We start from the raw sequence: 15,191 nt of genomic DNA on the forward strand, positions 1-15,191 counted from the left end.
GGGTGGCTAAAATGCTTTTGCTTATTCGGCTTATTTTTTTAGAAAAACTTGGCTTTTCGCCAAGTCTTATGTGGGAAACTGTAGTTTTGCTTATACTTTTTTACTTTCCTTTAATAGAAAAAATCCCTCCATCTATTTTTAAAGAGGGAGAGATTATTTATAAAAACTACTTTTTAATAAAAGAAGATAAGAGTGGGCTCACTTGGCCATATAATTTGTTTACCTGTGACGCTACTTCTGTCACTTTGTTAAAATCAACTTGCCCTTCCTGATTACGAAAGTTAGTTAATAGTTGCATCACACCAGAAGATGTTTGGTCCTGTTTGTGTGGCTGAGCAGGCTTTCCAATCCAATTAGGTGCATGTCTAGGTCGATCTTGTCGTAGCTGTTTTCTTCGCCTTTCAGGAAACAATGTCATCACCTCTTTCAAGGATGTTTCTTTATAGTCTATGTGTGGCTTAATATGAATGAGAATGGACATTTGTATTATTTTTACACGAAAGCATAAGATTTTTTTGATTATCGTAAAAAAAACGAAGACTTTCGACCTAAAACTTGGCAACTAAAACCGTATTCTATGGAAGAAGTCATTCTAAGAACTTCGAAGTATGAAAGCGACTTTTTTATTTGTGCATTGCTGTGGTATGAATACATTTATTTAAAGTTATCCGAAGCTCCTGTTTTGCTAATATTCACATCTACTGTTACATGAATATCTGCTTTGGAGAAATAGTTTTCCCCTTGATCCCAATTGTCCTTTACTTTTTGCCATAGATCATAGTGTCGTTGAAAAAGTGTATCACCTATTTTGATAACATCTACTTGTAAATCATCCTGGACTACCTCTATCGTTTTTTCTGTAATTTCTTTCACCTTTTTTTCAGTATCTTTTTCCAACTTTTTAAAAAATGACGCTTTGAGCACTTTAGCTTCTCCAAGCATTTCTGTTATACTTCCCTCTATCTTCAAGGAAATCTCAAAAGCTAGATTATCTTTATCATCACGTAAAACATCATATGTGTGATTTATATCTACTAATTCAATCACAACGTCTTCGCCATCGACATTAACCATAACCGGGCTTGTTTGATCATGCTCTGTTAAAAATGCTATTCCCCTCGTCTCTTTTTCAGATAGGGAAGCAACCATTCTATTTTCAGGGGCTTGAAAAACAGCGGCATTTTTATATTTTAACGTTCGGTTATCCCCTAATTGAATTTCGGGAATGGTAAAACTCCGCTTATTTAACATCAGTTCTTGTAATTGTCCAACTTGAAGAGGCTCTAAAGAACTAGCGATTTTATAGCTATTTTCCAACAATGAATCAATATAAAGTGCAGGAACCTTTTCTCCAGGAGGGAGTACATCTAAAATATCTTTTGCTTCCGTTCCTTCTTTGGCAATTAATATCCTCATTCCTCTTCGCATTTCATGGTCACGTATATACACATCCATGACCTTGGAGAATAACCCAGGTTCTCTCGCAACTTTATCGGACACGACAACAACTTTCATATGCTGAAAAAAAAGCCGCTCATTCGCAGAAGTAGCCATCTCTCTTATAATTTCAAAAATACTACTTCCTGTTATTGTTATATTATGATAAGCCTCTTGTTCCCTGCCCCCCCCTTGCAATGGTGTTCCCAAACCGCCAGGAAGTACAATTTGATTTGTAAGCTTTATTTTATATGAATGATCATTATCATTTTCTTCCTCAAGATCAATTGCTGATCCCACCACGAACCCCTGATCTTCAATCTCCGTTCGGTCCCAACACCCCGTTAAAAGCAGGAATACAACCATACAAAGGACAAAAATGGGTACTTTTTTCACATTGCATCCATCCTTTAGTTTCTCTTTCCATTCTTTTTCCCTACTTTTTACGTTTTATACGGAGTAGCACCATTGATACACCACCAAGTTATACTTTTGAAGCTATAAAACCAGCATCTTTTTAGTAGTGCTAATATGTTTTACAAACACAAATTCTGCTTACCCGCTTTGTCACCAACACGTAGTTTAAAGGTTGAAGGTCGTACGTAGGTAGCCTATTATTTAGAGGTGAAATCATCCAAATTTATTTGAAACACATTTATCGGTCTTCCTTTTGTTACCAGCTGCAGAAGTATTTCTTTACCTTTTTATCAGTAATTCTAGGTTATCTGCTCATTAGCACAATAAGGAGTAAGACCGCAATTAGTATAGCGCCCGTTTATACCTAAGTACAGAAAAGAAGCCGCTCTCCAAATGGAAGACGACTTCAAACCCGCTAAGATATATCAATTTACTAAAAGTGTTACCAGTATCTTTAAAACACTATCACACCAATACTTGTATGTATTTGGTGGAGACGGTGGGAATCGAACCCACGTCCAGAGATATCGCCACTCAAGTTTCTACACGCTTAGTCAGTATATTATCATTCGCTTACTCTACAGCCTACTGACAGGCTTTCGAGCAGCTAGTCTGATTCATTTCAACTATCATCCTCAGACGGTGAATGATAGTATAGCCCGCTTCATTTGAGACCCTTCAAATCTGCCACACGGGCGATAGCAGGAAGGATCGCTTAGCAGTGCTTAGGCAGCTGCTAAAGCAGTGTTATTGTTTGTTTTGCCAGTTATTATTAGGCATAACGTTTTACGAGTCGTAACCTCGACGTGCAACCTGAGCTCAATCTATCCCTGTCGAATCCGTAACGTCCCCATAAAAAGGATGCGCTATGGAAGATTGAACAACTATTCTTTTTTGTCCACTAATTATTATAACATTTGTAGAAAAAAAGTCAACTACCACGAGTCTTATGATTAAGTCAAGTACTTGTGGGAGATTTTTTAAAGTCCCTTATTTTGCATGGTTTTAGATTCAGTTTTTGGTAGCGATTTCATTTCTTCCTTCCTTTATTCTTTAAAGCTTTTTTGCTTTTTTTAAATGCCTCGCAACCCTTTCAAAGCAGCCGTAACTGGTTTCCCAAGAGCCCCTTTTAAATAACCCAAGTTGTTCCGGGTTGCTTCTGCAGCGCTGTCCTTCAATTTCTCTACAAAGTGTTTAGGTGGCTTCTCTTTCTTGCTTTTTTCTGCTATTTCCATTGTCGGTTCAAGCATACCTTGTAGTGTCTTAATCTCAAGATTATCTTTTAGGGCAACCATAATGTCGATAAATTTATCAAGTCCGTTTTCACACCAGCTGCGCCCATTTTTAAGGCGTCTGGCGAACACGCTCATCGTTCCTTCTGCACTTCCCATGGGGCGAAATCCTGTGGTGTCTATACCTTTGCCTCTCAGCTTCTCACGGTAGTCTCCAAGTGCTTCCGGATATTGAGAAAGCTGGGCTATTAACTCTTCCAACCGTTCTTCCTTCTTTTCATTTTCAAGCGTACCAACTGCACTATTCAACTCCACCATAAAGCCTTCCCAGTCATAGTTTGCCAGTTTTTTTCGAATGGCTCGATATCTTGGATGTTTCCTAAATAACCGTTGTACATCACGGGCAACATGAAAGCGATCAATGACAAAGGTGGCATTGCTTCGGAAATAGTCGCGGCAGGACGTGATCCACTTTGCCCCGTCCCCGTTTATAACGAGATGGTGTTTGGTCGGATCATACTCGTATGTAGCCATTAAATATTGCTCAAACTCTTCCCAGAACGGCAGCTTTCCTTCATGAATAAAATGTCTTTTTTCTATCAGTTTTGCCCGCTTGCCATTCATTTCCCAGCCCTGATGTACACTGGCAATTTTAATTTCCCTGCCTTTTTTATTTTTTTCTTGACTTTTCGTATAAAGCCCGTCCACTTCCACAAACACGACATCCTGCTCAAGCGGGACAGACTTCTCTGGCACAACCTCCGTATTCAACAACTGCTGGCGTATGCCTTCATGACTAATCACAGGGTAGCCTAAAAGCTTTTCCATTGCTCGACTAGCCTGACGGTAAGAAACACCTGTAACAGCCAATTCAATCGCCAAATCCTGCACCACCGGACTCATCCCCTTGGTGCCGTCAAAAGCTAAATATTGATCCAATAAAAATACATAGTTCCCCGTTTCTCTATCTTGATAATAATTCCTTTTCAACTCGACCTGCCCGAAGACAGATTCAAATTTTAACGTTCTCTTATCCTTGAAATAAAACCTTTTCTTATCCCTTGTTGTTGCAATGGTTTCATCTAATTCCTGAAGCGTTTGTGACATCACCTGGGAAAAACTTTCCTGTAATGCACGGTATGTAATTTGTTCTAACTCTTTCATTGTGATTGTAGATATGATATCTTTCAATGGAGGGCCTCCTTCTATAGTTGATGTTGTCGTAAACTTAACTATACAAAAGAAGGTCCTTTTTTTCATCTAAAACGACAGTAGAACTACCGCGCTTCGCTTGCTGGCCCCGTCATAGGTGTTGAACTCTTCCGACTTCAACACCTATGACGGGGGTGTATGTTCTCCCATAAACATTTTACTCTAACGAGTCTTATCTATTTATTAACGCATATGATCTTTGATAGCTCGATCCACGTCTCGTTTCATTTGCTTTCTTTTCAAATCTTCACGCTTGTCGTATTTCTTTTTACCTTTTCCTAACCCTAACAGTACCTTTGCATAACCATTTTTAATGTAAATTTTCAATGGCACAAGCGCATACCCTTGCTGTTGGGTTAAACCAATTAATTTATCAATTTCTTTACGGTGTAAAAGCAGCTTTCTTGTACGAGTTGGATCGTGATTAAATCGATTCCCCTGTGCATATTCTGCAATATGCAAATTAATTAATTTTACTTCACCACGATCAATTCGCGCATGCGCATCCTTAATATTTACCCTTCCAGCACGAATCGACTTAATCTCTGTGCCTTGCAGAACAATCCCTGCTTCATACGTATCTTCTATAAAATAGTCATGAGATGCTCTTTTATTTGTTGCAATTACTTTTCCTTGTCCTTTTGGCATCGGTACTTCCTCCTACTTCTTACATGCACCTTATTCTACCAAAATACGAGCCATATTCCAATAAATACATGTATATTATTCTGATGAATTGTATATCTATATGAACCATACAAACAAAATCTAAAAGCTAAACGATGTAAAACTTGGCTTATAGTCAAATCTTTCTGACGTAAGCTATAATTTTTCTTATACTATAAGTCTTAAAACTCTAAACCATCCTATAGTTTTACAAAACCGCCATCCATATAGAACAGCGGCTGTAAATTATTTCTTTATTCGTTTCGCTTTGATTTTTTTCTTTGGTTTCGTTTCTTCATCGTATACAATGGAAAAATCAACCGTGCGTTCATCAATGTTAACACTTGCTACTTTTACTTGCACTTCTTCTCCAATACGGTACACTTTAGCTGTTCTTTCTCCAATCATTGCTTGACTCCGCTGATCATAATGATAATAATCATCCGTTAAATAACTAACATGTACCAAGCCTTCTACTGTATTCTCTAATTCCACAAATAAACCAAAATTCGTAATGGAACTAATTACCCCAGTATATTCTTCACCAATTTTATCCTGCATAAATTCTGCCTTCTTCAAGTCATCTGTTTCCCGTTCAGCGTCGACCGCTCGCCGTTCAGCAGCAGAAGTTTGTCTAGCGATTTCTGGAAGTTCGTCTTTCCACTTCTGCAATGTTCGCTGATCCATCTTTTTATCAATTAGATAAGTACGAATCAAGCGGTGTACCATTAGATCTGGATAACGACGAATTGGAGAAGTAAAATGTGTATAAAAAGATGTCGCTAAACCGAAATGCCCAATACTTTGTGGGTCATATTTTGCTTGTTGCATCGACCGAAGCATTAATTTCGAAACGATCATTTCTTCTGGCTTTCCTTTTACCTCTTCCAACACCTTTTGAAGCGCTTGTGGATGAATTTCATTATTCATACCTTTGACCACGTAACCAAGACCCGCTAAAAATTCAAAAAACGTTTGTAATTTATCAGGATCTGGGTCTTGGTGAATACGATGAATAAACGGCACGTCCATCCAATGGAAATGCTCTGCTACCGTTTCATTTGCCGCTAACATAAATTCTTCTATCAGTCGCTCTGCAACAGAACGCTCTCGTAACACAACATCCTGTGGCTTTCCATTTTCATCTACTACTACTTTTGCTTCTTTGAAGTCAAAATCAATCGCACCTCGATTCATTCGCTTTCTTCGCAAAATAGCAGCTAATGCTTCCATATTTTCAAACATAGGTATAAGATCTTGATATCGTTCTTGTAAAGAACTATCTTTTTCTACCAAGATTTGATTCACATCATGATAGGTCATCCGCTCGTTTGTTCGAATAACGCTTGGGAAAATTTCATGTTTTACAACGTTGCCAGAAGTATCTATTTCCATTTCGCAACCCAATGTCAATCTATCCACTTTAGGGTTCAGTGAGCAAATTCCGTTAGATAAACGGTGTGGAATCATCGGAATGACGCGATCAACTAAGTAAACACTAGTACCTCTTTCAAAGGCTTCTTCATCCATAGGACTCCCTTGATCAATATAATGGCTCACATCAGCAATATATACTCCGAGAAGATAGTTACCATTGTCTAATTGCTTTACAGATACAGCATCATCTAAATCTTTTGCATCTGCACCGTCAATGGTTACAATGGTTTCCTCACGAAGATCCTTACGTCCTTCCATTTCCTCTTTCGTAATCGTTTCAGGTATATTCGCTGCTTGCTCTAACACTTCTTCAGGAAAGTCTACTTTAATGCCATGCTTATGAATAATGGACATAATATCAATGCCAGGGTCATTTTTATGTCCTAAAATATGAATAATTTCCCCTTCCGCACTTTTCCTTCCTTCTGGATATTTCGTAATATGCGCAATTACTTTATGTCCGCTAACAGCACCATTCGTACTATCCTTAGGGATAAAAATATCATTAGGAATACGCTTATCATCTGCAATAACAAAGCCAAACGAACGATTATTTTCAAATGTACCGACAACTTGTAATGTCGCTCTTTCTAAAATCCGAATGACAGTTCCTTCCGAGCGATTTCCAGAATCACTTCTTTTCTCAATACGGACAAGCACTTTATCCCCGTTCATAGCAGAGCCAAGATCAGAATAATGGATATAAACATCATCGCGTGATTCATCATCTGGGATTAAAAAAGCAAACCCTTTGGCATGCATTTGAATTCTACCACGGACAAGGTTCATCTTTTCAGGTAATCCAAATCTGTTTTTTCTTGTTCGTACGAGCTCCCCAGATTCCTCTAACGCATTTAATGCTTTGACGAGCTCTTTAAATTCTGTTGCATCTTCAATCTCTAGCGCTTCTTCTATTTCATGGACTGTTAAAGGCTTTGTACCATTTTCTTTAAAATATTGTTGAATTTTTTCTTTCATTGTTTCTTCACCCTCTTTCTATTTATTATTCTCATTTGACTGTTATTATAATCATTGTTCCCAGTTTAAAGTTTCGAGAAACTGATAAATATCCTCAAAAACTTGCTCTTTTTCTTTTCCCATTGTAATAACGTGTCCTGACTCTTCATACCACTTGATCGTTTTATGCTCTGCTTCTACATTTTCATAAATATAGTTTGCACTGTCCGTATTAATCATTTGATCCTTTCTAGCTTGAACGACCATTGTTGGCGTATAAATCGTATCTACTTCATTTTTTACTTCAGTAATAAATGCACCTAATTGTTTAAATAGCGGTTTAGAATTTGTTAATAACGTATCTAATTCTTGTTCTATCACATGATCATCTTTACGTTCCAGCTGTTTATATTCTTTGGCAAATAGTCGAAACCCTTTTGTTAATTGCGTTTCATTATCAAAAAACATAGGTGAACACATTGGAATAACAGCCTTTGTTTGTTCTGTGTATGCTAATTTCAAGCCTAGTACCCCACCTAATGATAAGCCAGAAACAGCAATTTCTCTATACCCCAAATCTTTTAAATGCTGGTATGCTTCTAACACATCCTCCCACCACTCGTCTGGTGTCGATTGAATTAAGTCTTCTGGCGGTAATCCATGCCCTCTGTAGATAGGTGCATGACTAGTATACCCGCGTTTTTCTAAATATCGCCCTAACATACGGACGTCTGCAGAATGTCCAGTAAATCCATGTAATAATAATACGGCGCGTGGCCCTGCTTCAAAAGTAAAAGGTTGAGGTTGTTTTATTTTCATGATTGATAACTCCTTTTCCTGCTTTATTACAATTACCTATTTTCGTTTATTGTAAACTCCTTATTGAAACAAGTTACCCCTTTTTAGTAACCTTGCAGTTTCATATACTATTTCATCAACGAGAACTGCATATTTTATTTTAATCAAATTAGAACCCTTTTAACAAAACTTCTGCCTTTTATTAGAAAAAATTGGCTTGCCGCCAAGTCTCATAGCGGAAGCCTTATACTATAATTAATAATAATTTTTATGCTTCCCTATAGTGGAACAAAGGTGCAAGGTTAGCAACATAGCGAGTGGAACAAATCAACCGAGATAAAGGAATCACCTTGGGTAACAAACCGATGATAACTCAGCTTAGGGAGATTCGTGAAGTTGCCTAGTTGCTGAGCGCTTGAACTAGACGTGGTTACTCGGTTAATTCTTCATTCTATACTTTCTTACTTTTCAGTAAAACTCGACTATCGCCAGCGTCTTTATGACGATAGGAAGACTTCATTTTTCTGAAAAACACAAGAAACCAGCATGGTTCGCATTTCGAACCACCATCTATTATGAAAACAATAAATTTCGCAACATGAGCCATAAGACTTTCTAATAATAGAATAAAACCCTTACCTGCCAGGTTAGAAGCGGTAAGGGTCTAAAATATCATTTATTGTAATACATAGGCACTTAAAAATGCTAATACAAAGAAAATGACCGCTGTGACAATTGTTCCTCGATGTAATACAAGATCAATTCCCCTTGCCTTCTGTTTACCGAACAACTGCTCAGCACCTCCAGAAATAGCACCTGATAAACCTTCACTTTTTCCAGATTGTAGTAGAACTAATATAATCATTATAAGTCCGTCAATAACTAACAATACATTAACTATTCCAAGCATAACTCATTATACCTCCTGTAACAGATAAGCAACCACGTCGTACACTTTTCCCGAATTTACAAGTATGCTTTTAGAGCATACGTAGACTTACGTATAACTTTAGCACAGTTATAGGAACTATAGCAAGCCTTTTTAAGTAGACGAAAAAGAAATCTACAATTATGATAGGAAATAAGAAATGGAGGCTGATGTCTTATGAAACAGCAAACTTTTTGGTACCAAACTGATGATCATACAAACGTATTTATAAAAAAATGGGAGCCCGCTTTTTCTGCGAAAGGGGTTATTCAAATTGCTCATGGCATGATGGAGCATATAGAAAGATATCATGATTTTGCTACTTATTTAACGTCTCAAGGGTTTATCGTTTATGGAAATGATCATAGGGGACACGGAAAAACTGGTGAAAAACAAGGTATGCTTGGTTATTTCGCTGAAACAGATGGCTTTTACAAAGCGGTTCATGATCTGCGCCAAGTATCGGAACTTATTCAGACTGCTCACCCATCATTACCTTTATTCTTATTCGGACATAGCATGGGATCTTTTTTTGTCCGTTCTTATATCCAGTCTTATAGTAATTCCATTTCTGGAGCTATCCTTTCTGGAACTGGATATTATCCTACAACTCAATTAATAGCCGGTCAACGTCTAGCATCTCTCCTTCCGCCGAAAGAAAAAGCCGTTTGGATGAATAAGCTTGTCTTTGGTTCGTTTAATAAAAAAGTAGGTCACGCTCCTACTGGATTTGAATGGTTAACACGGTCAACAGAAGCAATTGAGGAGTATATCAAAGATCCGTACACTGGATTTATTCCAACCGGACAATTTTTTTACGATTTATTTACCGGTTTGCGAAGTATTCATAACCCGAACAGTTATCTACAAATACGACGCGATCTACCAGTACTATTGATTAGCGGCGATCATGATCCAGTTGGAAATTACGCAAAAGGTGTTTGGAAGACAGCTGAATTTTATACCAATTGCGGTTTAACTCAGATTGTAACAATGCTGTTTGCTAACGCGAGACATGAGCTAATTCATGAATGGAATAAACAGGAAGTATATGAAATGATTATGCAGTGGACGAAGAAAGCGATTGCTTAAAACGTTATTTATAAAAGTTTTGCTCATGAACACTTTTATAGCCTTTAAACTCACTTTGTTTACACTCCTGAACATTGTCATGTATCTTAATTAGACTGGATAAAAATACATGGTGTGGAAATAATACACATAATTCACTACTTTTTGCGCTTGTTTTCGACAAAGTTTTTAAAATCTCTTTTAATTGCTTGTACGTTCCTACACAAGCAGTTAAAATAGATATGATTGATACAAAGAAAGGTTGGAAAATGATTATGGCTAACATTCAAGGAATTGCTGCATCTTCAGGTATCGCTATTGCCAAAGCATACCTATTAGAAACTCCAGACTTATCATTTGAAAAAATCACGACAGCTACCCCACAAGTGGAAATAGAACGACTTGACAAAGCACTTGAGATTTCCAAGCAAGAATTAGAGCAAATTAAAGCTCATACGAAAGAAAATATTGGTGATGAACATGCGGAAATTTTTTCTGCTCATTTGTTAGTACTTAGTGACCCTGAATTGATTAATCCTATGAAGAATAAAATGAATGAAGAAAATGTAAACGCAGAAGCTGCGCTAGATGAAGTTGCTACCATGTTTATCGACATGTTCAAAAATATGGACAATGATTATATGCGAGAAAGAGCAGCAGATATATATGATGTAACGAAACGTGTTAAAGCCCATCTATTAGGGGTCACTTTCCCAGACCCTGCATTGATTGATGAAGAAGTAATTGTAATCGCAAAAGACTTAACACCATCCGATACTGCGCAATTAAACAGAGATTTCGTTAAAGGTTTTGCGACAGATATTGGTGGCCGTACATCGCACTCAGCTATTATGGCAAGATCGCTTGAGATCCCAGCAGTTGTTGGTACAAAAGAAGTGACAAACACCATCCAAAAAGATGATTTAATTATCGTTGATGGTAATGAAGGGGTTGTAATTGTTAACCCAACGGAAGAAATAGTCGCAACTTATGAGAAAAAGCAAGAAGAATTTGCCAAGCAAAAACAAGAATGGGCAAAACTAAAAAACGAACCTACATTAGCTGCTGATGGCGAACAAGTAGAACTAGCAGCAAATATTGGTACACCAGATGACGTACTAGGCGTTTTAGACAATGGCGGGGAAGGTGTCGGCTTATACCGTACAGAGTTTTTATATATGGGTAAGAGTCAGCTCCCAACAGAAGAAGAACAGTTCACGGCATATAAATCCGTGCTTGAGCAAATGGAAGGAAAACCTGTTGTTGTTCGTACTTTAGACATTGGTGGGGACAAAGAGTTAAATTACTTAGATCTTCCTAAAGAATTAAATCCATTTCTAGGTTTCCGTGCCATTCGTTTTTGCCTAGATAATGAGCATGTGTTCCGACCACAATTACGTGCATTACTACGGGCTAGTGTTTATGGAAATCTAAAAATTATGTTCCCAATGATCGCTACGTTGGAAGAGTTTCGCCAAGCAAAAGCCATTCTAATGGATGAAAAAGAGGCTCTTTTAAAAGAAGGAAAAGAAGTATCTGATCATATTGAAATAGGGATTATGGTAGAAATCCCTTCAACTGCGGTTATTGCAAAACAATTTGCAAAAGAGGTAGACTTCTTCAGTATCGGTACAAACGACCTGATCCAATATACGATGGCCGCAGACAGAATGAACGAACAAGTTTCCTACTTATACCAACCATACCACCCAGCCATTTTAAATTTGGTAAACAATGTTATTGAAGCTGCTCACAGTGAAGATAAATGGGTAGGCATGTGTGGAGAAATGGCAGGAGATGCTATTGCGATCCCTATTCTACTCGGTCTTGGCTTAGATGAATTCAGTATGAGCGCTACATCTATTTTACCTGCACGTACACAAATACGTGACCTAGATAAAGGAAAGTTAGCATCCTACAAGGACGAACTTCTTTCTATGAGCACTGCTGAAGAAGTGGTCCAATTTATTAAAGAAAAAACAGAATAAGTTAGATAAAACCGCAGGACGCTTTCGTTTTGCGGTTTTATTCTACTATTTTAATATGTCTTTTGTCATCGTACAATTGCATATGCGTTTTCGTTTTTCTTCATTCCCTCTCCCTGCAGGTCTACAGTAGTATAGGGTTAACTTAAGAAACACGATTCGCATCTTGTATTATTCATGCTAACAGCCTACGTAGCACTTTTCATCCGCTCTTCTCCCCTAAGTGAAGAAAAATTTTTAGTAGGACCGATGTTATTACATTTTCCCCGCCTCATTCTAGGTGCTTATAACTAACGACTATTCCTTTACGTTGGGAATTAGGAAGATATTTTATGTGATCTAAGATCTTATTAGTCTGTTTTTTCTCATTCAAAAAAATTGTTTTGTTTAAAACAGCGAGAAAAAATAACTTGCATTCGCGTATAATTGCTTATATACAACTTCTAATGGTGCTGCTTTCAGTTGTGACATTTTATGTACTGCTCGATGAATCATACTCGGTTCTGTCATTTCGCCTGCGAACGGCCCTTCAAAAGGCCACGGCCCATCTGTTTCCACCATCATATGCGTTAAGGGGTACCTTCGTACAAGCTGTTGGATCTCTTGTTCATAGCAAACATCTGGCGTAATCGATATTAAATATTCATTTTCTATCATCCGTTCTACGGTCCGTTTACTGCCTTTGAACCAATGAAAATGTGCTTTTTGAATAGAATGCTTCTCTAATAGATCACATACGACATCTGCATCTTCATAAACGGCATGCAAACTAATTGGTAGGTCAAGTCGCTTGGCTATCTTTATAAATGCCTCTAGGACTTTGATATAAGCTTCTAATTTTAATTCTGGATCTTCTCGCCGTTTATAATATGGTAAACCAACCTCACCAATAGCGACCGCTTCATGATGGTGCTTTTCGATATACAGCAATAAATCTGCCAGTTCTTCCTCTGTTGGAAGGGCTTGCTCAGGATGAAAACCAAACGCAGGCTTCACCACTTCATATTGTCTTTGTAAATCAAGATTTACTTTGCAAGATGGTAAGTCATAGGACACACTAACCATTGCTTCTAGTTCCGTTCGCTCTGTTTGCTGGAGGATTTGTTGTCGTTCCTTTTGTTTATACATGTCTAGATGGATATGTGCATCGATAATAGCTACATTCATGCTTACTCCCTCAATTCATAATAAAGCTGTTTTTTATAATCTAAAAAAGATTTGCTTAACACAAGTTCCTCTTCACGTGGTCTCTCAAAGGGGATAACAAGCTCCCTTTGAATCCTTGCTGGTTTATTTGACAATACAAGAATTCGATCGGATAAAAATAATGCTTCTTCAATATTATGGGTAACAAACAAAATGGATCTTCGATGTTTTTCCCATATAGATAGTAACCACTTTTGCATTTCCGCTCTCGTAAATTCATCCAAAGCAGAAAAAGGTTCATCTAAACAAATCATCGATTGTGGACTCTTCATACTACGAAGAAAAGAAACACGCTGTTTCATGCCTCCTGACAATTCATGCGGGTATGCTTGCTCGTAACCTTGTAACCCAGCTTTGGCAATCATTTCCCGTGCTTCTTCTTCATCTGTCTTGCCAAGAACAATTTCTTCCCCAAGCAAAACATTTTGTAAAACTGTTCGCCATGGAAAAAGCGAAGCGTTCTGTGGCATATAGCTAATATTTCCACGTAATCCCGAAATATCCTGTCCATTTAAATAAATAGCACCTGTATCTGGAGCGGTAATGCCACCAATTATATTAAATAATGTACTCTTCCCGCTCCCTGATGGACCTAATATAGACACAAACTCACCATCTTGAACCGAAAAAGAAAGTTGCTGTAACACTTGCTGATTACCAAACGATTTACTTACATTTTGTACGTCTAATTTCCCCATTTCATTCTCCTTCTTCCATATCGCAATGAAAAACTATAGCGTTATTATTCATCTTCTTGAGCAGGCGCTTTTACCACTTTTCGTTCTACAAAAGAAAGCAGTCCAAAAAACAGTAAACTTAACGTGACAATAAACAAAATCGCAACAAATACGCGATCCGTTCGAAACGATGAGGAAGCAAGTGTCATATAATAACCAATTCCCTTACTCGCACCAAGCCATTCGGAAATAACTGCCCCCATTACACTATAAGTAGCTGCGATTTTCAAGCCACTGAATAGGGATGGTAAAGCATGTGGCCATTCTAATTTGAAGAAGATTTGCCGTTTATTGGCACCAGCCATTAGCATATAATGATGTAATTCACGACTTGTTTGTCGAAACCCACCCAAAGTAGCTATGGTGATTGGAAAAAAACAGACGAGTGTAATCACAATTAATTTAGGTAATATGCCAAAGCCGAACCAAACAACGAGTAATGGAGCTAAAATAATGATTGGGATATTTTGTGAAATTATTAATAATGGATAGATCGCCTCTCGTAAAACTGGCACTAAATGTAAACAAATAGCAACTAGGATTCCAACACTACTGCCAATAACAAATCCTATCACAGATAGTTGAATGGTTGCCCAGAGATGATGATTGTAATCGCTCCAGCCAATGATGGTTTCTTGCCCAATAGATGTAGGAGGAGGCAAGATCCACTCCGGAACCTCAAATAGCTTACTTGCTGTCTCCCAAATGATAATCAAGAGGATGAGGACCAAAGCTGGCCGCCATCCTCTTCTCAATACATTCCTATCCATTACCGATATTTCTCCGTTAACGTATCCATCGAAGCCCCTGATGGCTGGAAAAATATCTTCACTTGCGAAATAACGCTTGGACAACCTAATTCTTCCATCCGCTGGTTCATTTTCTCCACAATCTCAAGCAAGTTGGATATTTCCCCTTCCATCGTCGTTTCCAAAGGGCTTACATGATAAGGAACCCCAGAAGCATCAATAATTGCAATCGCTTCATCTACATAAGGAATTACATCTTCCCCGTTTTTCGTTTTTGGTATAATTTGTACACTTACAAGTGCATTAGCCATGACGTCTCCTCCGTTACTTCTGTTTTGAATCTAAGTGTTCGCCACAAA

13 protein-coding genes and 1 other RNA gene are annotated in these 15,191 nt (G+C 37.9%); 2 read left to right on the top strand and 12 right to left on the bottom strand.

Translation table 11 applies throughout. The features are described 5' to 3' along the window. Positions 1–166 precede the first annotated feature (166 nt). From D9780_RS10975 to secG, 8 genes are all read right to left on the bottom strand, one after another. Entirely contained in the window at positions 167–412 is a 246-nt protein-coding gene (locus D9780_RS10975; RefSeq protein ID WP_162985844.1) for a YppG family protein, read from the bottom strand. Between the two features lie 242 nt (positions 413–654). Beyond that, positions 655–1,833, bottom strand: coding sequence for a Ger(x)C family spore germination protein (locus tag D9780_RS10980; RefSeq protein WP_121640117.1), 1,179 nt, complete (start codon positions 1,831–1,833; stop codon positions 655–657). A 509-nt stretch (positions 1,834–2,342) separates the two neighbouring features. Continuing rightward, positions 2,343–2,706: a transfer-messenger RNA gene (ssrA, locus tag D9780_RS10985) on the bottom strand. 221 nt (positions 2,707–2,927) lie between these two features. Continuing rightward, a complete protein-coding gene (locus D9780_RS10990; RefSeq protein WP_240458665.1) occupies positions 2,928–4,277 on the bottom strand; it encodes an ISLre2 family transposase in 1,350 nt (449 codons plus the stop codon). Positions 4,278–4,481: 204 nt separating this feature from the next. Next, the gene (smpB, locus tag D9780_RS10995; RefSeq protein ID WP_077705176.1) at positions 4,482–4,946 is read right to left on the bottom strand and encodes an SsrA-binding protein SmpB; all 465 of its coding nucleotides are present in this window, start codon (positions 4,944–4,946) and stop codon (positions 4,482–4,484) included. Positions 4,947–5,210: 264 nt separating this feature from the next. After that, positions 5,211–7,379 (bottom strand): ribonuclease R, encoded by a 2,169-nt coding sequence (gene rnr / locus D9780_RS11000; protein ID WP_121640118.1) that lies wholly within the window; start codon positions 7,377–7,379, stop codon positions 5,211–5,213. 51 nt (positions 7,380–7,430) lie between these two features. Continuing rightward, positions 7,431–8,177: an alpha/beta hydrolase gene (locus tag D9780_RS11005; RefSeq protein WP_073007443.1), complete on the bottom strand. Its 747-nt coding sequence runs from the start codon at positions 8,175–8,177 to the stop codon at positions 7,431–7,433. A 655-nt stretch (positions 8,178–8,832) separates the two neighbouring features. After that, complete coding sequence (secG, locus tag D9780_RS11010) at positions 8,833–9,066, bottom strand: preprotein translocase subunit SecG (RefSeq protein WP_073007446.1); 234 nt, start codon at positions 9,064–9,066, stop codon at positions 8,833–8,835. A 195-nt stretch (positions 9,067–9,261) separates the two neighbouring features. Here secG and D9780_RS11015 point away from each other — a divergent pair, with 195 nt between their 5' ends. Both D9780_RS11015 and ptsP read left to right on the top strand, forming a co-directional pair. Beyond that, positions 9,262–10,176: an alpha/beta fold hydrolase gene (locus D9780_RS11015; protein ID WP_121640119.1), complete on the top strand. Its 915-nt coding sequence runs from the start codon at positions 9,262–9,264 to the stop codon at positions 10,174–10,176. Between the two features lie 254 nt (positions 10,177–10,430). Next, complete coding sequence (ptsP, locus tag D9780_RS11025; RefSeq protein WP_116277978.1) at positions 10,431–12,143, top strand: phosphoenolpyruvate--protein phosphotransferase; 1,713 nt, start codon at positions 10,431–10,433, stop codon at positions 12,141–12,143. 384 nt (positions 12,144–12,527) lie between these two features. On the opposite strand, the gene D9780_RS11030 is transcribed toward ptsP, so the two are convergent. Genes D9780_RS11030 through D9780_RS11045 form a run of 4 tightly spaced genes read right to left on the bottom strand, consistent with a single transcriptional unit; the run spans position 12,528 to position 15,143 of the window. Then, a complete protein-coding gene (locus D9780_RS11030; RefSeq protein ID WP_121640121.1) occupies positions 12,528–13,307 on the bottom strand; it encodes a TatD family hydrolase in 780 nt (259 codons plus the stop codon). A gap of 2 nt (positions 13,308–13,309) precedes the next feature. Further along, on the bottom strand, positions 13,310–14,044 hold the full coding sequence (locus tag D9780_RS11035) for an ABC transporter ATP-binding protein (protein WP_077705190.1): 735 nt from the start codon (positions 14,042–14,044) through the stop codon (positions 13,310–13,312). A 44-nt stretch (positions 14,045–14,088) separates the two neighbouring features. Further along, positions 14,089–14,853 carry an ABC transporter permease gene (locus D9780_RS11040; protein WP_121640122.1) on the bottom strand — a complete coding sequence of 255 codons (765 nt, stop codon included), beginning with the start codon at positions 14,851–14,853 and terminating at the stop codon, positions 14,089–14,091. Further along, entirely contained in the window at positions 14,853–15,143 is a 291-nt protein-coding gene (locus tag D9780_RS11045) for a thiamine-binding protein (RefSeq protein ID WP_121640123.1), read from the bottom strand. The genes D9780_RS11040 and D9780_RS11045 overlap by 1 nt, the downstream gene beginning before the upstream one ends. Positions 15,144–15,191: the final 48 nt, after the last annotated feature.

The organism is Virgibacillus sp. Bac330 (genome assembly GCF_003667845.1).
Classification (GTDB): Bacteria; Bacillota; Bacilli; order Bacillales; family Amphibacillaceae; genus Virgibacillus; species Virgibacillus chiguensis.